This window comes from Janthinobacterium sp. GW821-FHT03C10, from assembly GCF_059420865.1.
On the sequence record NZ_JBWKUN010000008.1, the window covers coordinates 168,953 to 189,681 of the forward strand.

Genomic DNA, 20,729 nt, shown 5'->3' on the forward strand with positions numbered 1-20,729 from the left:
CCGTTCTTACTTACCCGCGCGTGCGGTCGTGCCGCCACAGCACGTCGCTGCCGCCGGCAAAGCGGTTCAGCACGCGCGACAGCACGAACAGCAGGTCCGACAATCGGTTCACGTACTGGCGCGGATGTTCGTGCAGGGGCTCCGCATTGGCCAGCGCGACGATGCTGCGCTCGGCGCGCCGGCACACGGTGCGGCACACGTGCGCCAGCGAGGCGGCGCGCGAGCCGGCCGGCAGGATGAATTCGGAGAGGGCGGGCAAGTCCGCATTGTATTTCGCCAATAGCGCGTCGAGGCGCAGCACGTGCTCTTCCTTGATCAGCTGGTAGCCGGGGATGCAGATTTCTCCGCCCAGGTCGAACAAGTCGTGCTGGATGGCCACCAGCTCCTCGCGCAAGGTGTCGGGCATGGCTTCGCACAGCAGCAGGCCGATGTTGGAATTGAGTTCGTCCACGTCGCCCATGGCGTGGATGCGGGCGCTGTCCTTGCTGGTGCGGCTGCCGTCGCCCAGGCCGGTGCTGCCATTGTCGCCCGTGCGCGTGGCGATTTTCGAAAGTCGGTTGCCCATGATGCTGATCCTGTAAAGAAGAATGGGGGCAGCATACGACACTGTGCGCCGACTGGCCGCGGATTTGGCTTCGAAATGGACAAAAAATGCGGTGCGCGCCACTTTTGTGCTTACAATCGTTGCACGCCCATGCCCATTTGCCTCCCATCTTATGCACAATGCCGCCCCTGAACCCGGATTGACCGCCGCGCGCCAGCAAGCCGTCGTCGCGGCCCTGCTGGCCGTGCTGCCGGCCCGCTGCGTACTGTCCGACGCGGAAGACACGCGGCCGTATGAATGCGACGGCCTGGCCGCCTACCGCCAGCTGCCGATGGTGGTGACCTTGCCGGACACGGAAGAACAGGTGATCGCCATCCTCGGCGTCTGCCGCGAGTTGGCGGTGCCGATCGTGCCGCGCGGCGCCGGCACGGGCCTGTCGGGCGGCGCCTTGCCCATCGCCGACGGCGTGGTGCTGTCGACGGCGCGCCTGAACCGCATCGTGCGCCTCGATGCGTATGCGCGCACGGCCGTGGTGCAGCCGGGCGTGCGCAACCTGGCCATTTCCGAAGCGGCCGCGCCCCACGCGCTGTATTACGCGCCCGACCCGTCGTCGCAGATCGCCTGCAGCATCGGCGGCAACGTGGCGGAAAACTCGGGCGGCGTGCATTGCCTCAAATACGGCTTGACCGTGCACAATGTGCTGCGCGTGCGCGTCGTGACCATCGATGGCGACGTGCTGGAACTGGGCGGCGAATGCCTGGACTCGCCCGGCCTCGATCTGCTGGCCGTCTTCATCGGCTCCGAAGGCATGCTGGGCATCGTCACGGAAGTGACGGTCAAACTGGTGCCGAAACCGGCCACGGCGCGTGTCATCATGGCGTCTTTTGACGACGTCGTCACAGGCGGCAATGCGGTGGCCAACGTGATTGCCGCCGGCATCATCCCGGCAGGGCTGGAAATGATGGACCAGACGTCCTCGCGCATGGTCGAACCGTTCGTCAAGGCCGGCTACGACACCGACGCGGCGGCCATCCTGCTGTGCGAGGCGGACGGCACGCACGAGGAAGTGGAAGAGGAAATCGCGCGCATGACGGCCGTGCTGGAAGGGGCGGGCGCCAGCGCGATTGCCGTCTCGCAGTCGGAAGCGGAGCGCATGAAGTTCTGGTCCGGCCGCAAGAACGCCTTTCCCGCCGCCGGGCGCATCTCTCCCGACTACTACTGCATGGACGGCACCATTCCGCGCAAGCGCCTTGCCGAAGTCCTGACGGGCATCGCAGGCATGGAAACGACGCATGGCTTGCGCTGCGCCAACGTGTTCCACGCGGGCGACGGCAACTTGCACCCGCTGATCCTGTTCGACGCCAACATGCCCGGCGAATTCGAGCGCGCCGAGGCGTTTGGCGCCGACATCCTGGCCCTGTGCGTGGCCGTGGGCGGTACCATCACGGGCGAACATGGCGTGGGCATGGAAAAGATCAATTCCATGTGCGTGCAGTTTACGCGCGCCGAACTCGATGCCTTCTTTGCCGTCAAGCGCGCCTTCGACCCCCATGCCCTGCTGAACCCGGACAAGGCGATTCCCACCTTGAACCGCTGCGCCGAATTCGGCAAGATGCATGTGACGGCGGGACGGCTGCCGTTCGCCAACCTGCCCCGTTTTTAACCGCCGGAGACTCCTTTGCAAGCAATCGTGGAACAATTCAGGCAGCAGATCCTGGCGGCCGGCGCGGCGGGCAAGCCCTTGCGCCTGCGCGGCGGCGGCACGAAAGACTGGTATGGCCAGCAGCTCGATGGCGAGGTGCTCGATACGCGCGCGTATGCCGGCATCATCGACTATGAACCGACGGAGCTGGTGATCACGGCCCGCTGCGGCACGCCGCTGGCCGAGATCGAGGCGGCGCTGGCCGCGCGCAATCAGATGCTGGCTTTCGAGCCGCCGCATTTCGGCCCCGGCGCCACGCTGGGCGGCGTCGTCGCCAGCGCCTTGTCCGGCCCGCGCCGGGCCAGCGCGGGCGCCTTGCGCGACTTCGTGCTGGGCGCCGTGCTGATGGATGGCCACGGCGAACGCCTGGCCTTTGGCGGGCAGGTGATGAAGAACGTGGCCGGCTACGACGTCTCGCGCCTGCTGGCGGGCTCGCTGGGCACCCTGGGCCTGATCCTGGAAGTGTCGCTGAAGGTGCTGCCCTTGCCGCTGCGCGAAGCGACCTTGCGCCTGGCGTGCGCGGAAATCGCCGCCTTGCGCATGCTCAATGAATGGGCCGGTCAACCGCTGCCGATATCGGCCAGCTGCTGGCACGACGGCGTCCTGAGCGTGCGCCTGTCCGGCGCCGAGGCAGCCGTGTCGGCGGCCCTGCAGTCGCTGGGCGGCGAGGTGCTGGCGCCCGATGACGCGGCCGCCTTCTGGCTGTCCTTGCGCGAGCAGACGCACGCCTTCTTTGCGGGCGCGGGCAGCCTGTGGCGCTTGTCGCTGCCATCGCACGCCAGCGCCGTGATCGTCAAGGGGCGCCAGCTGATCGAGTGGGGCGGCGCGCAGCGCTGGCTCAAGCTCGACGGCGACGCCGATGCGGCCGGGGCGCAGGACATCCGCCAGGCCGTGGCCGCGCTTGGCGGCCACGCCACCCTGTTCCGCGGCGGCGACAAGGCCGTGGGCGTATTCCATCCGCTGGCGCCGGCCGTTGAAAAAATCCACCAGCGCCTGCGGCAGGCGTTCGACCCGGCCGGCATCTTCAACCCGCACAGAATGACTTGAGCGCATGCAAACCAATCTCGCCGATTTCATCAAGAATACGCCGGCAGGCGACGAAGCCGAAGCCATCCTGCGCGCCTGCGTGCATTGCGGTTTTTGCACGGCCACCTGTCCCACCTACCAGCTGCTGGGCGATGAACTCGACGGCCCGCGCGGACGCATCTACCTGATCAAGCAGGTCTTGGAGGGCGCGCCAGTCACGGCCAGGACGCAGACGCACCTGGACCGCTGCCTGACCTGCCGCAACTGCGAATCGACCTGTCCCTCGGGTGTGCAGTACGGGCGCCTGGTCGACATCGGCCGCAACGTCGTCGAGCAGCGCGTGCAGCGCCCCTTGCGCGAACGCGCGCTGCGCTTCGCCCTGAAGGAAGCCTTGCCGCGCCGCTGGCTGTTTACGCCCGTGTACAAGGCGGGGCAGGCGCTGCGCCCGCTGCTGTCGAAAAGCTTGCAGGATAAATTGCGCCCGGGCGCCGCAGCCGGTGCATGGCCGGCGCGCCGGCATGCGCGCAGCATGCTGCTGCTCGACGGCTGCGTGCAGCCGGCCATGTCGCCCAACATCAACGCGGCTACGGCGCGCGTGCTCGATGCGCTCGGCGTGCAGTTGATCGTCGCGCCGAAGGCGGGCTGCTGCGGCGCGCTGCGCCATCACCTGAACGACCAGGAAGCGGCGCTGGACGACATGCGCCGCAATATCGACGCCTGGTGGCCGTACGTCGACAGCGCGGAAGCCATCGTCATGACGGCGTCCGGCTGCGGCGCCACGGTGAAGGAATACGGCCATCTGCTGGCGCACGATGCGCGGTATGCGGACAAGGCGCGGCGCATCGCGGCACTGACGCGCGATCTGTCCGAGATCATGCCGGCGTTTGAGGCGCAGCTGGCGGCGCTGCTGCAAGGGCGCATCGGCAAGCGAGTGGCGTATCACCCGCCCTGCACCCTGCAGCACGGCCAGCAGGTGCGCGGCAAGGTGGAGCAGGTGCTGCGCGCCGTCGGCGTCGACGTGCGCCTGTGCGCGGACAGCCATTTGTGCTGCGGTTCGGCCGGCACGTATTCGATCCTGCAGCCGGCCCTGTCGCAGCAGCTGCGCGACAACAAGCTGGCGCACCTGGAAGCGTGCGAGCCGGAGATGATCGTGTCGGCGAATATCGGCTGCCTGAGCCATCTGCAGTCGGGCACCGAGACGCCCGTGCGGCACTGGATCGAGCTGATCGACTCGGCCCTGACGTCTAAATAGGTACCTCGCTGAACTGCGCGATACGCCACTGCGGGGCCGGGATGAAATTGTTCGCCCACTCCAGCACGGCGTCGGCCGGCATGGGGCGGGCGATGCCGTAGCCTTGCGCCAGATCGCAACCCAGCTGGATCAGGCGCGCGCCATGCTCGACGCTTTCCACGCCTTCGGCGATCACCGTCAGGCTGAAGGAACGGGCCAGGCCGATGACGGCGCGCACCAGGTGCAGGTCGTCGCGGTCGTTGAGCATATTGCGCACGAAGCTCTGGTCGATCTTGACGATATTCGCCGGCAGGCGTTTCAGGTAGGACATCGACGAGTAGCCGGTGCCGAAATCGTCGAGCGCGAAGGTGATGCCCAGCGCCTGGCAGGCGCGGATGATGCGGCGCACGTCCTCGATGTCGTGCAGGGCCGACGATTCGAGGATTTCCAGTTCCAGCATGCTGGCGCGCACGCCGGGAAATTCGCCGAGGATGGTTTCCAGGCGCGAGACGAAGTCCGGTTGCTGGAAGTGGCGCGCCGCGATGTTCACGCTGACCACCCAGTGCTTGCCGCAGGCCACCCAGCGCTGCATCTGCCACAGGGCCTGGCGCAGCACCCATTCGCCGATATCGATGATCAAATCCGTCTGCTCCACCAGCGGCAGGAATTGCGCGGGCGCCAGCACGCCGCGGCGCGGATGCTGCCAGCGCAGCAGCGCTTCCATGCCCACCACCGTGCCGGCGCGCATATTCACCTTGGGCTGGTAGTACAGCCGCAGTTCGCCGTTGATCAGGGCCTGGCGCACTTCCGTGCGCTGGTTGTGGTGGGTGCGCACTTCCTCGTCGAGGTTGGTGTCGAAGAAATGGTACTGGTTGCGCCCCGTCAGCTTCGCCTGGTAGACGGCGTGGTCGGCGTGGCGCAGCAGGCTTTCCGTATTCAGGTCCTTGCCCGCGTAGACGGCGATGCCGGCGCTGGCCGTCATGTGCAGCGCCTGCTGGTCGCACTGGTAGGGGCGGCCCAGCTCGGCCATCAGCTGCGTGACGTTCTGTTCGATGCTGGCGATGCTGGCCTGGCCGCACAGCAGCAGGACGAATTCATCGCCGCCCAGGCGCGCCGCGTAGTGGACCTGGCCCGTAAAGCCGTGCAGGCGGCCCGCCACCTGCTTGAGGATTTCATCGCCCGCCTCGGCGCCGTAGCGGTCGTTGATGGCCTGGAAGTGATCGAGGTCGAACAGGCAGACGGCCAGCAGGCGCTGGCGTTCGCGCGCCAGGAACAGTTCCTGTTCGAAGCGGGCGGCCAGCGCGGCACGGTTGGGCAAGCCCGTCAGCACGTCATTGTAGTTTTGCCACGACAGCTTTTGCAGCGCCTGCTGCATGTGCACGGTTTCGTTCAGCTGTTCGCCCAGCTGGCGCTGGCTGGTCTTGAGCGAGGTCAGCAGTTCTTCGATATCGCCGGCCATGCCGTTGAACGACTGCGACACGGCTTGCGCCTCGGGCGTGGCGCCGGCCGCCAGGCGCACGGCGAAGTTGCCATCGCGGAAGCGGTCGGTCGCCTGCACGAAGCGCGCCAGCAGCTTGCGGTGCGCGGCCAGGATCAGGCCCAGCAGCAGGAAGACGAGGACGATATTGATGGTGCTGAGCACGGCCTGCTGGCGTACCCGGTGCCACACCTGCGCCAGGGGCAGGCCGGGCGTGTAGTGCAGGTCGAGGGTGCCGTCGCCGCCGTCCGGCAGCGCCACCGTCAGGCGGCTGCGGATGGCCGTGATGCCGGCCAGGCGCGCGAACCACGCCGGCACCGTCGCCAGCGTGTCGGCAAGCTTGCTGTCGGCCAGCACCTCGACATGCTCGCCAGCCGTGTCCCAGCGGGCGGAAACGAGGCTGCGGTTCAGCGGCAGGGCGCTGCGCAGCACTTGCCGCACGCTGTCGTGCATCGCGTGGCCGTCCGCGTGCACGGCCAGCGGCAGCACGCTATTGGCGAGGAACAGGTCGAGTTGCCGGGCATCGCTCTGGTAGCGCGCATTGGCCAGCGCCGTTTCCGTACCGAGCAGGGCGTGATAGCGGACGGCGGAAACGGCGAGTATCAGGAAGAAAATAGGAATGAAGAGGCGGGAATAAATGCCCATCCGCATCCATGAAGATATTATTTTCCCAAAGACTGGCATCGTTTTTTGATCGATATCTGCGAATAATTATGCAAACATTATCACCGAAATTTGCTATTGGAAACACAATATTGATATCAAGCATGAAATAAATGTGGATTGATTGATTTCAGTAGTTATTGTTTTTAATCAAATCGTCGAATGGCTATTCCTGTAGTAATTGCCGAATGTCGGCCGCCAGGCTGGCCGGTTTGCTGGCCGTCGCGTAGCGGCGAAATACGCTGCCATCCTTGCGCACCAAAAATTTGGTGAAATTCCATTTGATCGACTGCGTGCCCAATATGCCGGGCGCCGCCTGTTTTAATTGCGCAAAGACAGGGTGCGTATGCGGGCCATTCACGTCGACCTTGGCAAACAGGGGAAAGGTGACGCCGAAGTTCTTTTCGCAAAAGGCTTTGATTTCCGCATTCGAGCCCGGTTCCTGCTGGCGGAATTGATTGCAGGGAAAGCCCAGCACGACCAGGCCCTGCTCGTGGAATGCGCGGTACAGCGCTTCCAGTCCCTCGTATTGGGGCGTGAAACCGCAGGCGCTGGCCGTGTTGACGATCAGTAGTACCTTGCCCTTGTAGCGGGCCAGGTCGATCGGCGTGCCGTCCAGTGCCTCGGCCTGGAAATCGTGGATGCTGGTCATGTCAGAGGAGTCCCAGTTTGGTGGCGGTTGAGGGCGGCGCCGTTTCCGGCGCCGTTGCGCCCTTGAGCTTGATCGCCAGGCGCAGGTCGTTGACGGAGTCCGCATTGCGCAGCGCGTCTTCATGGCTGATGGCGCCCGCTTGGTGCAGGTCGAACAAGGCCTGGTCGAACGTCTGCATGCCATGTTCGCGCGATTTCTTCATCAGGTCCTTGATCTCGTGCACCTGGCCCTTGAAGATCAGGTCGCTCATCAGCGGCGAATTGAGCAGGATTTCCAGCGCCGCCTTGCGCCCGCCGCCCTCCTTGTTGGGGATCAGGCGCTGCGAAATCATGCCCTTCAAATTCAGCGACAGATCCATCAGCAGCTGCTGGCGCCGCTCTTCGGGGAAGAAATTGATGATGCGGTCCAGCGCCTGGTTGGCGTTGTTCGCGTGCAAGGTCGCCAGGCACAGATGGCCCGTCTCGGCAAACGCGATGGCGTGGTCCATGGTGTCGCGGTCGCGTATCTCGCCGATCTGGATCACGTCGGGCGCCTGGCGCAAGGTGTTTTTCAGGGCCGTGGCCCAGTCGTCCGTATCGACGCCCACTTCGCGCTGGGTGACGATGCAGTTGCCATGAGGATGGATGAATTCCACGGGGTCTTCGATGGTGATGATGTGGCCATGGCTGTGCGCGTTGCGGTGGCCCACCATCGCCGCCAGGGTGGTCGACTTGCCGCAGCCCGTGGCGCCCACCATGATGACGAGGCCCCGCTTGCTCATCACGATGTCTTGCAGGATGGCGGGTAAACCCAGCCCATCCAGCGTGGGGATGGCGGTATTGATCAAGCGCAAGACCATGCCTGCCTGGCCCATCTGCACGAAGGCGGACACGCGGAAACGCCCGAGTCCCTCCGGGCTGATGGCGAAATTGGCTTCCCGGCTGGATTCGAACTCGGCCGTCTGGCGTTCGTTCATGACGGCGCGCACGTAGCCGGCCGCCTGCTGCGCGGCCAGCGCGGCGCCCGCCAGCGGCGTCAGCTTGCCGTCGAGCTTGATAGCGGGCGGAAAGCCGGCCGTGATGAACAGGTCCGAGCCGCCCCGTGCGCGCATCTGCGCCAGCAGCGCGTGCATGGCGCCATAGTGTTCGTGCGTCGTCTGCATGGCTTATCCGGGGAAGTTTTCAGGCGATTTGGCGGCCGAGCGGGCCGTTTCCGCCGAGATCGTGCCGCGCCGCACCAGGTCGGACAGGCACTGGTCCAGCGTTTGCATGCCCATGTTGCTGCCCGTCTGGATGGCCGAATACATCTGCGCCACTTTCGCTTCGCGGATCAGGTTGCGCACGGCCGGCGTGGCCAGCATGATTTCATGCGCGGCCACGCGGCCCGCGCCGTCCTTGGTTTTGAGCAAGTTCTGCGAAATGACGGCTTGCAAGGATTCGGACAGCATGGCGCGCACCATTTCCTTTTCCTCGGCGGGGAAGACGTCGATGATGCGGTCGATCGATTTTGCCGCCGACGAGGTGTGCAGGGTGCCGAACACGAGGTGGCCCGTCTCGGCCGCCGTCAGCGCCAGGCGGATGGTTTCCAGGTCGCGCAGTTCGCCCACCAGAATGACGTCCGGGTCTTCGCGCAGGGCCGAGCGCAGCGCGTTGCTGAACGAGTGCGTGTGCGAGCCAACCTCGCGCTGGTTGATCAGGCATTTCTTCGGTTCATGCACGAATTCGATCGGGTCTTCGATGGTCAATATATGGTGGTTCAGGCGTTCATTGACGTGGTTCACCATGGCCGCCAGGGTGGTCGACTTGCCGGAACCCGTCGGGCCCGTCACCAGCACGAGGCCCCGCGGGCGCATGGCCAGTTCGCCGAAGATGCGCGGCGCGTTCAGGTCTTCCAGGGTCAGCACCTTCGATGGAATCGTGCGCAGCACGGCCGAGGCGCCGCGCTCCTGGTTGTAGGCGTTGACGCGGAAGCGGGCCAGGCCGGGAATCTCGAACGAGAAATCGCACTCGAGCGCCTCTTCATACGCCTTGCGCTGGCTGTCGTTCATGATGTCGTAGATCATGCTGTGCACTTCCTTGTGCTCGAGCGGGGCCACGTTCAGGCGGCGCACGTCGCCATTGACCCGTATCATCGGCGGCAGGCCGGAAGACAGGTGCAGGTCGGAAGCCTTGTTGCTGACGGAGAAAGCGAGAAGTTCGGAGATGTCCATTTATAATCCCTGTGCCTGCATTGATGGGCTGGCGCACCGTGCCGCCGCCCCTATACACTAGAAAATGATTATGTCCACAATCGAACAGAACTTGCAAGCCGTGCGCGACAGTATTGCGCAGGCCGCCGTGGAGGCGCAGCGTGCGCCCGCCGACGTGACCCTGCTGGCCGTGTCAAAAACCTTCGGCGCGGACGCCGTGCTGGCAGCCATGCGCGCGGGCCAGGCGGCGTTTGGCGAAAACTATCTGCAGGAAGCGCTCGACAAGATCGCCGCCGTCAAGCTTGCGCTGCCGCAAGGCGCACCCGCCTGGCATTTCATCGGCCCCATCCAGAGCAACAAGACGCGCCCCATCGCCGAACATTTCGACTGGGTGCATACGGTGGAGCGGGAAAAGATCGCCGCGCGCCTGTCCGAGCAGCGCCCGGCCGGCTTGCCGGACCTGAATATCTGTCTGCAAGTTAATATCAGCGGCGAAGCGAGCAAGAGCGGCGTGGCGCCGGCGGACTTGCCGGCGCTGGCGCGCGCCGTGGCGCAGCTGCCGCGCCTGCGCTTGCGCGGCCTGATGGCGATTCCCGAGCCGGAAACGGATGTCACCCTCCAGCGTCGTGCGTTCGCGCAATTGCGCGCGCTGTACCAACAATTGAAGACTGAAGGGCTGGCGCTCGACACCCTGTCGATGGGCATGTCGGCCGACTTGCGCGCCGCCGTGCTCGAGGGCGCCACCATCGTGCGCGTGGGCAGCGCCATCTTCGGTTCCCGCAATTACTCCTAACTGATTGATAGAAAGCATAGCCATGACGACAGAATTGAATATCGCCTTTGTAGGCGGCGGCAACATGGCCGCGGCCCTGATCGCCGGCCTGGCGGGCAAGCTGACCCTGGGCGGCAACATCCACGTGATCGACCCGCACGCGCCCGCGCTGGAAAAACTGCAGGCGCAATTCGGCGTCACGACGGCGGCGTCCGCCAGTGACGCGCTGCGCGGCGTGGACGTGATCGTGCTGGCCGTCAAGCCGCAAAGCATGCGCGAAGTGGCGGCGCAGCTGCTGCCTTTCCTCGACGGCGAGCGGGCGCCATTGATCCTGTCGATCGCGGCCGGCATCCGCGCGGCCGACCTGTCGCGCTGGCTCGGCGGTTATCCGGCCATCGTGCGCTGCATGCCGAACACGCCGGCCCTGATCGGCATGGGCATCACGGGCATGGTGGCCAGCAGCGGCGTCAGCGCGGAGCAAAAGAAAACGGCGGACGCCATCCTGCGCGCCGTCGGCCAGACAGTCTGGCTCGATGACGAAGCGAAGATCGACCCCGTCACGGCCGTCTCCGGCAGCGGCCCCGCCTATGTGTTTTACTTTATCGAGGCGATGCAGCAGGCGGCCGCCGAGCTGGGCTTGACCCCGGAGCAGGGCACGCAGCTGGCCATTGCCACGTTTACGGGCGCGGCGCAGCTGGCGGCGAATTCCAGCGAGCCCGTGTCGCTGTTGCGCGAGCGCGTCACGTCGAAGGGCGGCACGACCTACGCGGCCTTGACCAGCATGGAAGAGAGCGGCGTGAAGGCGGCCATCGTCAAGGGCATCAAGGCGGCCGCGCAGCGGGGGTGCGAGATGGGTGACGAGCTGGGTAAATAAGTGGGCAGGTAATTACATGACCTTGACGGCGCGGCCGATGTAGAGCACCGGCCCCGTCGGCCGGCCCGTGGGCGAGCCCGTTTCCGGCTCCAAGGTGATTTCAAACAATTGCTCCGGCTGCAGCGGCGGCAGCTTGTCCAGGGTCAATTTGACGCTTTGCCCCGGCTTGACCAGGCCCAGCGAGACGGGCGCGCCCCAGTCCTTGCCCTTGGTCCAGAATTGCAGGGCTTTCTGCTGCGGCACGGCGGTCGGCCCCAGCGGGATCAGGCTCAGGTCGCGGTTCTTGCCGCCGCGTCCGCCAGCCTGCACGATCCAGCCCGGCGATTTATCCTGCGGCGCCACCAGCACCACCAGGTAGCCGGGCCCGGCTGGCGCCTGCAGCTGCACGGTCACCAGCACGGCCAGCACGGCGGTGGCCGCCAAGCCGCCGCCGGCCAGTATTCTCCAGAAGGCCAGGCTGTTCCACCACGCTTGCCAGCCGCCCGCCTGCCGCACGGTTTTCGGCGTGAACAGGCTGGCGCTGATGCGCGGCCACAGTTGCGCCGAGGGCGTTTCGGGCGGCGCCAAAGTCGTCAAGGGCAGCAGACGCCGTTCCCAGGCAGCCACGGCGTCGCGCAAGGCGGCGTCAAGCGGCAAACGCTGTTCCACCTCGACGCGCTCGGCCAGCGCCAAAGTACCCAGCACGTATTCGCCGGCCAGCCTTTGCAATTCCTCGTCGCTGGTGATCATCCCATGCACTCCCGCAAGGCAGCCAGGCCCCGCTTGACCCAGGCCTTGACGGTTCCCAGCGGCGCTTGCAGGCGCTGCGCGATCTCGCCATGGGAACAGCCATCGACGTAGGCGTACAGGATGCTGTTGCGCTTGGGTTCGTCCAGGTGCCCCAGGCAATCGTGCAGCTTGCCCATGTTCGCCTGCAGGGCGTAGGCGTCCGAGGTGGCGTCGGCATCGTTGCCTTCGCGTTCATGCAGCAGGGTTTCCACGGTATCCTCGTCGGCCGATACTTCATGGGCGCGGGCGCGCGCCACGTTCAGCGCCTGGTGCCGCACCACCACATAGATCCAGCCCTTGCCGCTGCCGCGCGTGGCGTCGAAGCTGCCGGCGCGGCGCCAGATGTTCAGGAAGGCGTCGTGCAGCACGTCTTCGGCCAGCGCCCGCTGGCGCACGATGCGCAGGGCCACGCCCAGCAGGTAGCGTGCTTCCTGCTGGTACAGGCCGTGCAATGCCTGCTGCTCGCCCCTGGCGCAGGCGCGCAGGGCGGCATCGTAATCGTAAGGGGCGGCTTGGGCTGGCAAGGTCGGCGCAATCGTTGAGTGAACGGTTAGCAAGTTTTCAAGGCCGAGTATAGGTCAGAAACCCGCTTGCCAACCGTCGCTTGAAAGGATTTATGCCGATTTCCAAAAAATGTAGTCGGCCTGGTAGGGCACCCATTGTTTGGCGCCGACGGACTCCATGCCGCAGGGGCTGCTTGGCGCCACGCCGCCGCTGGTGGCCACGCGCTGGATGTAGCTGACGCCCTGCATGGCGCCGCTGCCCGTGGCGGGATTGGCTTTCACCAGCTGATACGGGATATTGCCCGCGCCGGCCGGCGCCACGGCCACTTGCGTCGCCGTCACTTTCGAGCCGTCCAGGCTGGCCCAGGTGGCAGGCGGGCCCACATACGTGCCCACTTGCATGCCGCCGCGGTCGTTCAGCGCCGCATCCGGTCCCACGAAGACCCATTCATGCCCCGTCATGTCTTTCTTCGCCTTGCATTCGTAGGCGATCTTGCCCACGCCTACCGTCTGCATGGCCACCTGATGGCCATCGGGCACCTTGACGGCGCTCGGCAATTGTTCCTGCGAGTAGCGTGCGCTCATCGGTGCGCAGGCAGCCACGAGCAGGGCGGCGCACAGGACGGTGAGCGAGGGGGCGGTATGGCGTGGGGCGATGGTGGCATGCATGGCGAACTCCTGGTAGTTGGCTCAACCGGCTGGTTGATACCATTACTACGCCCGGGCCTGCCATTTGGATGCAGCTATGCAAAAATATTTTACGGCGGTGGTGTTTTCTTGCTGAAACGCTGCGCCAGCGCCAGCACGACGGGCATGGCGGTGGTGGCGTGCTTGAGCAGGGCGCCACCGGCCCGCAGCAGCGGCAGGAAGCGGCGCGGGCGCACCAGCACCAGGCCCAGCACGGCGCCGCCCACCATCAGGGGAATTTTAAAACGCGTGGCCAGGGTGTGGCGCAGATTGCCGCCCGTCAAAGGCTCGAGCAGCTGGCGCGTCTGCACGCCCAGGGCCAGGCGCTGCAGCGCGCATTCGGCCAGCAGCGCGTCGCGCCGCTGCGCCAGGCTGGCGGCATTGTGCACATGCGACAACTTGGTGGGATGCGTGGTCATGGCCGCTCCGATCCCCGGCGGGCCAGCAGTTGCAGCTCGTCCAGGTCTTTGTTCAGTTCGGTAAGCGTGAAGGACAGCAGTTTCGGCTTGCTGCGGAAACTGGCGCGCACGCCCAGCAGGGTGGCGACGGCGGCGCCGATGAAGACGGCGGCCGTGATGGCGATGGCGGCGATGCGGTGCGTATCCCAGAACAGCACGATGACGAGGAACACGATCAAGACCAGGCCGACGAACAGGCACAGCAGCGCCAGCATGGCCAGCGCCAGATAGGACAGGAAGCGCAGCGACTCTTCTTCCATTTCCACGGCCGCCAGGGCCAGACGGGTCTGGACGATGGCGGCGAGGGTCGCTGCGACTTGGGCGACATGCTGCATGATAGCCATATGCTGCCTTTCGCGTCAGGGGAGGCGGCCAGCGCCGCCGGTACTGCTAGCGGCGTGACGAGGAGAGAAGCAGGCCGAACAGCACGCCGACGACGGCGCCCGCGCCCACGGCTTTCCATGGATTGTCCTGCACGTATTCGTCGGTGGCCTTGGCTGCCTTCTTGGTACGTTCGAGCAAGTCTTCTTCCAGCTTGATCAAGTCTTTCTTGGCCGTTTCCAGGGTGGCGATGAACTTGTCCTTGACGGCTTTGACATTCTCGCCCGTCTGATCCTTGGCGCCATCGAGCCAGCCTTCCGCTTCATTGATGACGGTTTTCAGGTCGCCGACCAGTTTGTCGCGAGCCTTGTCGGCGTCGGCGAGGATGTTGTCGCTGCTGGATTTTCCGGTATGTATCGAGCTCATGTATTACCTCATGGAAGTGAAACTGCACAGTGAAATACCAGTGTAGGCAGCTGCGGCCAGGCCTGTCTTGCGCCGCCTCAAGGGCTGCCGCGGCGCAAGGATCATTGCTTAACGGAAAGCAAAGTCCAGCACCACGCCCGCAAACACCGCTGCTCCTAGCCAGTTATTATGCCGGAATGCCGCAAAACACGGCATACGCTCGCGTGCGCGGATCAGGGTGTAGTGATAAGCGGCGCAGCCGGCCGCCGCCAGCAAGCCCGCGACGAACCAGTAACGCAAGCCCAGGTACCAGCCGCATGCCAGCCACAGCAGCAGGAAGACGGCATAGCAGAACATGACGATGGCCACGTCGTAGCGGCCAAAGGTGATGGCCGAGGTCTTGATGCCGATCTTCAGATCGTCGTCGCGGTCGACCATCGCGTATTCCGTATCGTAGGCCACGGCCCAGAAGACATTCCCCAGCAGCAGCAGCCAGGCGACGACGGGCACGGAATCCGTGATGGCGGCAAAGCCCATGGGAATGCCGAAGCCGAAGGCGATGCCCAGATACGCTTGCGGAATCGCAAAGAAGCGCTTGAAGTACGGGTAGGTGCCGGCGATGATGACGGCGGCCACGGACAGTTGCTTGGTCAGCGCATTCAGGGGCAGGATCAGGCAAAAGGCCAGCACGGTCAGCACGCCGGCCACGGCCAGCGCTTCCTTGCCGCTGATGCGTCCGCTGGTGATGGGACGGTCCGCCGTGCGCTTGACGAATTTGTCGATATCCTGGTCGGCGTAGTCGTTGATGGCGCAGCCCGCCGAGCGCATCAGGAAGGTGCCGAGAGTGAAGATGAGCAGCAGCCGCCAGTCCGGCACCCCTTGCTGCGCCAGCCACAGCGCGCACAGGGTAGGCCACAGCAGCAATACGGTACCGATAGGCTTGTCCAGCCGTATCAGGCGGAAATACAGCGCCAGCTTGTTCATGGAAGACTCGATCTTGTTGAAGAGAAAGGTCGATTATCGCAAATAGTATGTAAATGTACTATTCGTCGTCTTCGCACAAGGGGGTGATGCCAGGCAAGTTGCAGCTGGCGATGGCCGCGCACAGGGCATCGATGGCCGCCTTGCGCGTAAAACTCTTGCGCCACAGCATCACCACGCGGCGCGATGGCACGGGGGCGGCGAAGGGCCGGTATTCGAGCATGCCGTCGGTGGCGTGCATATTCGCGACGGAGGCGCGCGGCAAGACCGTCAGGCCGATGCCGCTGGCCACCATGTGGCGGATGGTTTCCAATGAGGAACCTTCGAACGTGCGCTGCATGCCGTTGCCGGGCGAGGAAAAACGCGCCATTTCGGGGCACACTTCCAGCACCTGGTCGCGGAAGCAGTGGCCATTGCCCAGCAGCAGCATGGTTTCCGATTTCAAATCCTGCGCGGCGATTTTTTCACGCGCCGTCCACGGATGCTGGCGCGGCATGGCCACGACGAACGGTTCGTCATACAGTTCCTGCATGGCCATGCCGTGATCGGGCAGGGGCAGCGCCATGATGGCCACGTCCAGTTCGCCCTGGCGCAGCAATTCGAGCAGGCGAACCGTGAAGTTTTCCTGCAAAATCAAGGGCATCTGCGGTACCTGGTCTATCATGGCCTTGACCAGCGGCGGCAGCAGGTAGGGGCCGATCGTATAGATCACGCCCAGGCGCAGGGGGCCGGCCAGCGGGTCCTTGTTCTGCTTTGCGAGCTCCTTGATGGCGGCCGTCTGTTCCAGCACGCGCTCGGCTTGCGCGATGATCTGCGCGCCCAGGGGCGTGACGGAGATTTCCGCGCCGCCCCGTTCGAACAGGACCACGCCCAATTCGTCTTCGAGTTTCTTGATGGCCACTGACAGGGTGGGCTGGGCAACGAAACAGGCTTCGGCGGCGTGGCCGAAGTGCTTCGCTCGCGCGACTGCAACGATATATTTCAGTTCAGTCAGTGTCATAGGTTGATTGAAACACAGGAAGTACTTACTTGCAATGAATGAAAGGTGGCGCAAACGTGAAACTGTGGCGCCGATGGCGTATTGTAGCGGATCGCCCCCTATAATGCGGGAGCGGGCGGCGGAGGGAGAGGGCGATGGATGTGCACATACAGTCGCTGGAAGCGGCGATCAATTATTGGCGTGCCAGGCAACCGGCGCGCGGCAATGAATATGCGCTGTCGCCACCCGTCAGCCGCCTGGCCGGCGTGTATGCGCTGATGATTTATTACCGGCAAGATCGCATCGCCGAAGAGGGCCTGGATCCGGCCATTCTGGCCTTGATCGATGCCTGGCGCCGCGATGCCGGCGGCATCCAAGGCGATAGCCACGCCTGAGCGTGACCGTATTTAACCCAACAAGAGATATTCATGCCTGAATTTGAAAACAAACTGTGCGGCCGTGACGAATTGCGCGTCCGCGCCGCGGCCCTGCCGAAACCGGTGGTGGTGACGAACGGCGTGTTCGACATTTTGCACCGCGGCCACGTGACGTATTTGGCGCAGGCGCGCGCGCTGGGCGCTTCGCTGATCGTTGCCGTGAATACTGATGCATCAGTGAAACGTCTGGGCAAGGGCGACGACCGTCCCCTGAACAGCTGCGAAGACCGCATGGCCGTGCTGGCCGCGCTGGAGGCGGTGAGCCTGGTCGTGCCGTTCTCGGAAGACAGCGCCCTGGAAGTGGTGCAGGAGATCGAACCGGACATCTATGCCAAGGGCGGCGACTACGACATGGCGGCCATCCCCGAAGGGCGCGCCGTGTTGGCGTATGGCGGCCAGGCCGTGGCCATCGATTTCGCGCACGACCGCTCGACCACCAAGCTGTTGACGAAAGTGCGCACGCAGCAGGGCTGAGGAGCGCCGTCAATGTTTCCATACAGATAAAAAGACGTTACTATGAGAACTGCCAGGGCTGCGACTTCGTTTCGGCCGCCCCAGCACGTTACATCGTCTGATATGCATTGCTTGTCATAGAAAATACATGGATCATAAAACTTCTGGGGATTGGCCACTGCCCTCCGGCGCCTGGTACGTCGATGACGCGGGCGCGTGGAGCATGCAGCGCAGCGCGGACGGCCAGAACGTCTCGCCCTTGGTGAGCCAGGCCGATATCGGCAAGCTGATGCTGGCGCGGCGCCTGCCCGCGGCCGCCGGCGAACCCGTGCGGCAGTTTCCGCCCGAATTTGCGTTCGACCCCGCCTCGGGCGTCGCCTTGCAAGTACCGCCCGAGGCGGCCGCCGCACCGTCCGGAGTGGCGCCCTGGGTTCCTCCTTTCGGCGCGCACCCCGTCAGCGACGTGCCGCCGGCCGGCCCGGCAGGCTTGCGCCAGGCCAGCGTGCCCCTGAAGCTGGCTGATCAGCGCGCGCGCGACGAGCATGCGCAAGCCGATGCCTCGCTGCCCATGCCGCCGCCTGGCGAATACGAATTCTTCTCCGCCCGGTTCGGCACCAGCGCGCCCGCGTTGCTGGCGCTCGATCCGCGCAAGGCCGTCCTGCACGCCTGGCTGCCCGCCTCGAAACGCTGGCTGGCGCTGGACCCCGAGTATGGCGGCTTGCTGGCCGAATCGGACCTGGCCTACGGCGCCTGGCGCGCCGAGCTGGTGCCTGACTTCAATAGCGTGCTGGTCTTGCCGACCAGCCATGGCCTGGCCTGCATCCGTCCCGACGTGCCATCGCTGAGCTACGTGGTCGAGCACGTGGGCGGCGCGCCGTGCGTGGCCGCGCCCGTCTGGTTCCAGAACCGCCTGTGGGCGCCCCTGCGCGACGATGACGGCCGCATCCGCTTCGTCAACCTTGACGCCGGGCAAAAGCCGGGCAGCGACGTGTTGCTCGACGGCATGATGGATCTGGGCACCGTCAGCGCGCCCGTGGCCTACAACCGCATGGCCGTGTGGCCCTGCGCCAACGGCCAGCTGCGCTTGCAGCTGCAGCCGGACGGCAACGTGGCCGCTTCGTTCACGCCCTGGCCCGAAGGGCTGGTGCCGCATTTCGAATTCGGCAGCCCGTACGTGTCGCGCGACGGCGGCCTGTGGCAGTTGTGCTTCGAGCGTAGCCGCGGCACCTATGTCTACGTGAAACTGGGCGCGCAATCCGAACGGGCCGACGCGCTGGCGCCGCGCCTGTGTTCGGGCAGCTTCAATTACCGCTTCGCCGCCAAGCTGAAAACGGCGCCGTGGGAAGAACCGGAACACGGCGACGATGGCGGCAAGAACCAGGCCGTCATGCCGCTGCTCGAATCCGGTGCTGGCAACAGCGTCTTTGGCGTCAAGTTCGCCACCAGCGCCGGCCTGTCCAGCGTGCTGCGCTCGAACGAACGCCTGGCGGCCCAGCTGGTGCAGGACGACGAGTTGCGCGAAACCGTGTTCCACACCTTTGCCGTCAGCGAGCCGTGGCGCTTGCGCCTGTTGGTCCATGAAGGCATGCTGTGGGCCTACCACCCCTTGCTGTCGCGCATCGATGGCTGGGCCTTGCAGGCATGAAGGCGCGCTTACTGACCGTGGCTTGCGCCGCGTTTTTCAGCGCCGCCGCCGCGCAGGCGGCCGGCATCCAGCAAGCGTTTCTGGTGCAAAACTCGGGCTGGATGGAGCCGTTTTACACGGATGAACATTCGCAATTGAAAGCCCTGGTGGGCGCCGTGGCGCAGGCCGCCACGAGTCCGTCCGACAAGGTCTACACCTTGGCCTTCAGCCAGAGCAGCGGCAGCAATGTGTCGCCGTCGCTGATCGGGCAAGGGCAGGGCGGCGCCGGCGTGACGGGCCAGCTGGCCCATCTGGGCCTGGCGCGCAAGAGCGCCGGCGGCGCGCTGGCCGACACGGATTTCCAGGAAGCCGTGACCAAGACCATCACGGGCCCGTTCCAGTCCGCGTCCGGCATCGTGTGGATCTTTACCAATAACAAGAACAGCCCGAACAACGACAGCCAGACGGCCGAGCGCAACCGCGATTTTTACCGCTTGCTGCACCTGGAACCGTCGATCACCAAGACGGTGGTGTTTCCGCTGCGCATGCCCGTGCAGGGCAAGCTGTACAGCGCCAAGGGTTTGATGGTGTATGCGCTCGCATATGGCCAGCCCGCGTCCGAGGCGCTGACCCGCATCCTGGCCGAGGGCCGGTTGTCGCAAGTGCTGACGCGTCCGCCCGCGCGATTGAAACCGGTGGACCAGGATGCCGTGCGCATCGTGCCCCAGTCCGTCAAGAACAGCGCCAACGTGCACGCCAGCCTGGGCCGCGACGGGCGCACCATCGTGCTCGACGTCGATGCGGCGAACCTGGTGCCGCAAGTGGTGTTGCAGGCGTCCTTGCAAAACATGTTTTTCCCGTACGTGATCGACAGCGCCAAGGTGCACGCCAGCCTGGCGGGCCAGAACGCGCCGCTGCACGTTGCGCCAGATCAAATCCGCCAGCTGCAGCCGGGCGCCAGCCAGTCCGTGCAGGTACAGTTCGCGTTGCCGATGGCGCAGATTCCGTCGCCGTGGTCGGCGCAGGCGATCGCCGCCATGGGCAAGCAGGTGATGCTGCCGATGCGGGCGCAAGTGGGCCTGTCGCAACAGCGGCTGGCGCTGGCGTCCAGCTTCGGCAAGGACTTGCAGGAACTGTTCCCCGGCGATCCGATCTCCGGCATGTTCACGCCGCCCGACAGCGTGCGCGCGTCGCAGGCGACGATCCCTTTGCTGGTGCGCATACAGTATCCGCTCTTGCCCGTGCTGGTGATCCTCGGCGGCGTGCTGGCGCTCGTGCTGGGCTTGCTGGCGCTGGGTTTGCTTGGCACGCGCGCCACGCGCTACAAGGTGATGGCCGACGGCGTGCAGCGGCAAGTGTTGTTAAAACCGTTCAAAAGCGTGCAGATCCGCGATGATGAGGGCCGCGATATTGGCGAACTCAAGCGTGGCCTGGGCAAGCCGGCCGTCGTGCGCGTGGCCGAAGGCCATACCCTGAGCCTGGCCTGACAAGTATTTCTTTTTAAACTATTCAAACCCATCAGAGGCATACCATGGCGCAAGACACTCCCAAAGACAACACAGGTTTCACTTTGCCGGCCCCGGCCTCCGCGCCGCCGGCCGCCGATGCGCCGGGCGCACCAGCGTCCACCACCGCAACGACCGAAGCTGCGCCCGCGTTTGACGCCGCCGCCACCACCGACACCTCGTCGCGCGACACCCTGATCGGCGGCGTCGTGCTGTTGCTGCTGTTCGTCGCCTTTTTCTTTGCCAAGAATGCCTATGCGAATGGCCTGGTGGCCAAGCGCGTGCCGCCGAACAAGGCCAATGCCTCGGGCTGGTGGCTGTTCATCTTCCTGGCCAGCCTGGCGACGGGCGTCGTGCTGGCGGCCGTGAACGCGCATAAATTCCTCGCGCCATTGTTCATGGGACCGCTGGTACTGGTGGGCCTGGTAGCGTTGCTGTTGACGTTCACCTCCAGCCGCCGCTAAGAATACGCCGTTGCACGCATCATCGAAGGAATCACC

Annotated in this window: 23 protein-coding genes; 10 read left to right on the forward strand and 13 right to left on the reverse strand. The window is 65.1% G+C overall.

Annotated elements, in window-relative coordinates:
• Positions 1-10 precede the first annotated feature (10 nt).
• Positions 11-565 carry a cob(I)yrinic acid a,c-diamide adenosyltransferase gene (locus AC07VH_RS24395; RefSeq protein ID WP_494788557.1) on the reverse strand — a complete coding sequence of 185 codons (555 nt, stop codon included), beginning with the start codon at positions 563-565 and terminating at the stop codon, positions 11-13.
• Between the two features lie 151 nt (positions 566-716).
• Between AC07VH_RS24395 and AC07VH_RS24400 the strand changes: the two genes are divergently transcribed.
• Genes AC07VH_RS24400 through glcF form a run of 3 tightly spaced genes read left to right on the forward strand, consistent with a single transcriptional unit; the run spans position 717 to position 4,524 of the window.
• Entirely contained in the window at positions 717-2,207 is a 1,491-nt protein-coding gene (locus AC07VH_RS24400) for an FAD-linked oxidase C-terminal domain-containing protein (RefSeq protein ID WP_494788558.1), read from the forward strand.
• A 15-nt stretch (positions 2,208-2,222) separates the two neighbouring features.
• Positions 2,223-3,293 (forward strand): glycolate oxidase subunit GlcE, encoded by a 1,071-nt coding sequence (gene glcE / locus AC07VH_RS24405; protein ID WP_494788559.1) that lies wholly within the window; start codon positions 2,223-2,225, stop codon positions 3,291-3,293.
• A 4-nt stretch (positions 3,294-3,297) separates the two neighbouring features.
• Positions 3,298-4,524 (forward strand): glycolate oxidase subunit GlcF, encoded by a 1,227-nt coding sequence (glcF, locus tag AC07VH_RS24410; protein WP_494788560.1) that lies wholly within the window; start codon positions 3,298-3,300, stop codon positions 4,522-4,524.
• Here the strand turns inward: glcF and AC07VH_RS24415 are convergent.
• The 4 genes from AC07VH_RS24415 to AC07VH_RS24430 all read right to left on the reverse strand — a co-directional run bounded on the left by AC07VH_RS24415 (position 4,517) and on the right by AC07VH_RS24430 (position 9,483).
• The gene (locus AC07VH_RS24415; protein ID WP_494788561.1) at positions 4,517-6,625 is read right to left on the reverse strand and encodes a putative bifunctional diguanylate cyclase/phosphodiesterase; all 2,109 of its coding nucleotides are present in this window, start codon (positions 6,623-6,625) and stop codon (positions 4,517-4,519) included. The two genes, glcF and AC07VH_RS24415, sit on opposite strands and share 8 nt — an antisense overlap.
• A 184-nt stretch (positions 6,626-6,809) precedes the next feature.
• Positions 6,810-7,295: a glutathione peroxidase gene (locus tag AC07VH_RS24420; RefSeq protein WP_475414660.1), complete on the reverse strand. Its 486-nt coding sequence runs from the start codon at positions 7,293-7,295 to the stop codon at positions 6,810-6,812.
• 1 nt (position 7,296) lies between these two features.
• Positions 7,297-8,436 (reverse strand): PilT/PilU family type 4a pilus ATPase, encoded by a 1,140-nt coding sequence (locus AC07VH_RS24425; protein ID WP_494788562.1) that lies wholly within the window; start codon positions 8,434-8,436, stop codon positions 7,297-7,299.
• A 3-nt stretch (positions 8,437-8,439) separates the two neighbouring features.
• Positions 8,440-9,483 carry a type IV pilus twitching motility protein PilT gene (locus AC07VH_RS24430; RefSeq protein WP_494788563.1) on the reverse strand — a complete coding sequence of 348 codons (1,044 nt, stop codon included), beginning with the start codon at positions 9,481-9,483 and terminating at the stop codon, positions 8,440-8,442.
• A gap of 70 nt (positions 9,484-9,553) precedes the next feature.
• On the opposite strand from AC07VH_RS24430, the gene AC07VH_RS24435 reads away from it, so the two are divergent.
• Both AC07VH_RS24435 and proC read left to right on the forward strand, forming a co-directional pair.
• The gene (locus tag AC07VH_RS24435; protein ID WP_494788564.1) at positions 9,554-10,255 is read left to right on the forward strand and encodes a YggS family pyridoxal phosphate-dependent enzyme; all 702 of its coding nucleotides are present in this window, start codon (positions 9,554-9,556) and stop codon (positions 10,253-10,255) included.
• A gap of 22 nt (positions 10,256-10,277) precedes the next feature.
• Positions 10,278-11,108, forward strand: coding sequence for a pyrroline-5-carboxylate reductase (gene proC, locus AC07VH_RS24440; protein ID WP_494788565.1), 831 nt, complete (start codon positions 10,278-10,280; stop codon positions 11,106-11,108).
• 12 nt (positions 11,109-11,120) lie between these two features.
• Here the strand turns inward: proC and AC07VH_RS24445 are convergent, their stop codons facing one another.
• The 8 genes from AC07VH_RS24445 to AC07VH_RS24480 all read right to left on the reverse strand — a co-directional run bounded on the left by AC07VH_RS24445 (position 11,121) and on the right by AC07VH_RS24480 (position 16,231).
• Positions 11,121-11,837, reverse strand: coding sequence for an anti-sigma factor (locus AC07VH_RS24445; RefSeq protein WP_494788566.1), 717 nt, complete (start codon positions 11,835-11,837; stop codon positions 11,121-11,123).
• Positions 11,834-12,400: a sigma-70 family RNA polymerase sigma factor gene (locus AC07VH_RS24450; protein WP_475414665.1), complete on the reverse strand. Its 567-nt coding sequence runs from the start codon at positions 12,398-12,400 to the stop codon at positions 11,834-11,836. The genes AC07VH_RS24445 and AC07VH_RS24450 overlap by 4 nt, the downstream gene beginning before the upstream one ends.
• A 90-nt stretch (positions 12,401-12,490) precedes the next feature.
• Entirely contained in the window at positions 12,491-13,048 is a 558-nt protein-coding gene (locus tag AC07VH_RS24455; protein ID WP_475414666.1) for a DUF3455 domain-containing protein, read from the reverse strand.
• Positions 13,049-13,137: 89 nt separating this feature from the next.
• The gene (locus AC07VH_RS24460) at positions 13,138-13,485 is read right to left on the reverse strand and encodes a hypothetical protein (RefSeq protein WP_475414667.1); all 348 of its coding nucleotides are present in this window, start codon (positions 13,483-13,485) and stop codon (positions 13,138-13,140) included.
• Positions 13,482-13,859, reverse strand: coding sequence for a phage holin family protein (locus AC07VH_RS24465; RefSeq protein WP_494788567.1), 378 nt, complete (start codon positions 13,857-13,859; stop codon positions 13,482-13,484). The genes AC07VH_RS24460 and AC07VH_RS24465 overlap by 4 nt, the downstream gene beginning before the upstream one ends.
• Before the next feature lie 55 nt (positions 13,860-13,914).
• Positions 13,915-14,271 carry an ElaB/YgaM/YqjD family protein gene (locus AC07VH_RS24470; protein ID WP_436543883.1) on the reverse strand — a complete coding sequence of 119 codons (357 nt, stop codon included), beginning with the start codon at positions 14,269-14,271 and terminating at the stop codon, positions 13,915-13,917.
• 108 nt (positions 14,272-14,379) lie between these two features.
• Positions 14,380-15,234: a 4-hydroxybenzoate octaprenyltransferase gene (gene ubiA / locus AC07VH_RS24475; protein WP_475414669.1), complete on the reverse strand. Its 855-nt coding sequence runs from the start codon at positions 15,232-15,234 to the stop codon at positions 14,380-14,382.
• Between the two features lie 58 nt (positions 15,235-15,292).
• On the reverse strand, positions 15,293-16,231 hold the full coding sequence (locus AC07VH_RS24480) for a hydrogen peroxide-inducible genes activator (RefSeq protein ID WP_230541530.1): 939 nt from the start codon (positions 16,229-16,231) through the stop codon (positions 15,293-15,295).
• 134 nt (positions 16,232-16,365) lie between these two features.
• Here AC07VH_RS24480 and AC07VH_RS24485 point away from each other — a divergent pair, with 134 nt between their 5' ends.
• From AC07VH_RS24485 to AC07VH_RS24505, 5 genes are all read left to right on the forward strand, one after another.
• A complete protein-coding gene (locus AC07VH_RS24485) occupies positions 16,366-16,605 on the forward strand; it encodes a DUF3717 domain-containing protein (protein WP_494788568.1) in 240 nt (79 codons plus the stop codon).
• Positions 16,606-16,638: 33 nt separating this feature from the next.
• The gene (gene rfaE2 / locus AC07VH_RS24490) at positions 16,639-17,121 is read left to right on the forward strand and encodes a D-glycero-beta-D-manno-heptose 1-phosphate adenylyltransferase (protein WP_494788569.1); all 483 of its coding nucleotides are present in this window, start codon (positions 16,639-16,641) and stop codon (positions 17,119-17,121) included.
• A gap of 127 nt (positions 17,122-17,248) precedes the next feature.
• Positions 17,249-18,745, forward strand: coding sequence for a hypothetical protein (locus AC07VH_RS24495; RefSeq protein ID WP_494788570.1), 1,497 nt, complete (start codon positions 17,249-17,251; stop codon positions 18,743-18,745).
• Positions 18,742-20,211 carry a hypothetical protein gene (locus AC07VH_RS24500; RefSeq protein WP_494788571.1) on the forward strand — a complete coding sequence of 490 codons (1,470 nt, stop codon included), beginning with the start codon at positions 18,742-18,744 and terminating at the stop codon, positions 20,209-20,211. Before AC07VH_RS24495 ends, AC07VH_RS24500 begins: the two co-directional genes overlap by 4 nt.
• Before the next feature lie 44 nt (positions 20,212-20,255).
• Positions 20,256-20,693: a hypothetical protein gene (locus tag AC07VH_RS24505; protein WP_475414673.1), complete on the forward strand. Its 438-nt coding sequence runs from the start codon at positions 20,256-20,258 to the stop codon at positions 20,691-20,693.
• Positions 20,694-20,729: the final 36 nt, after the last annotated feature.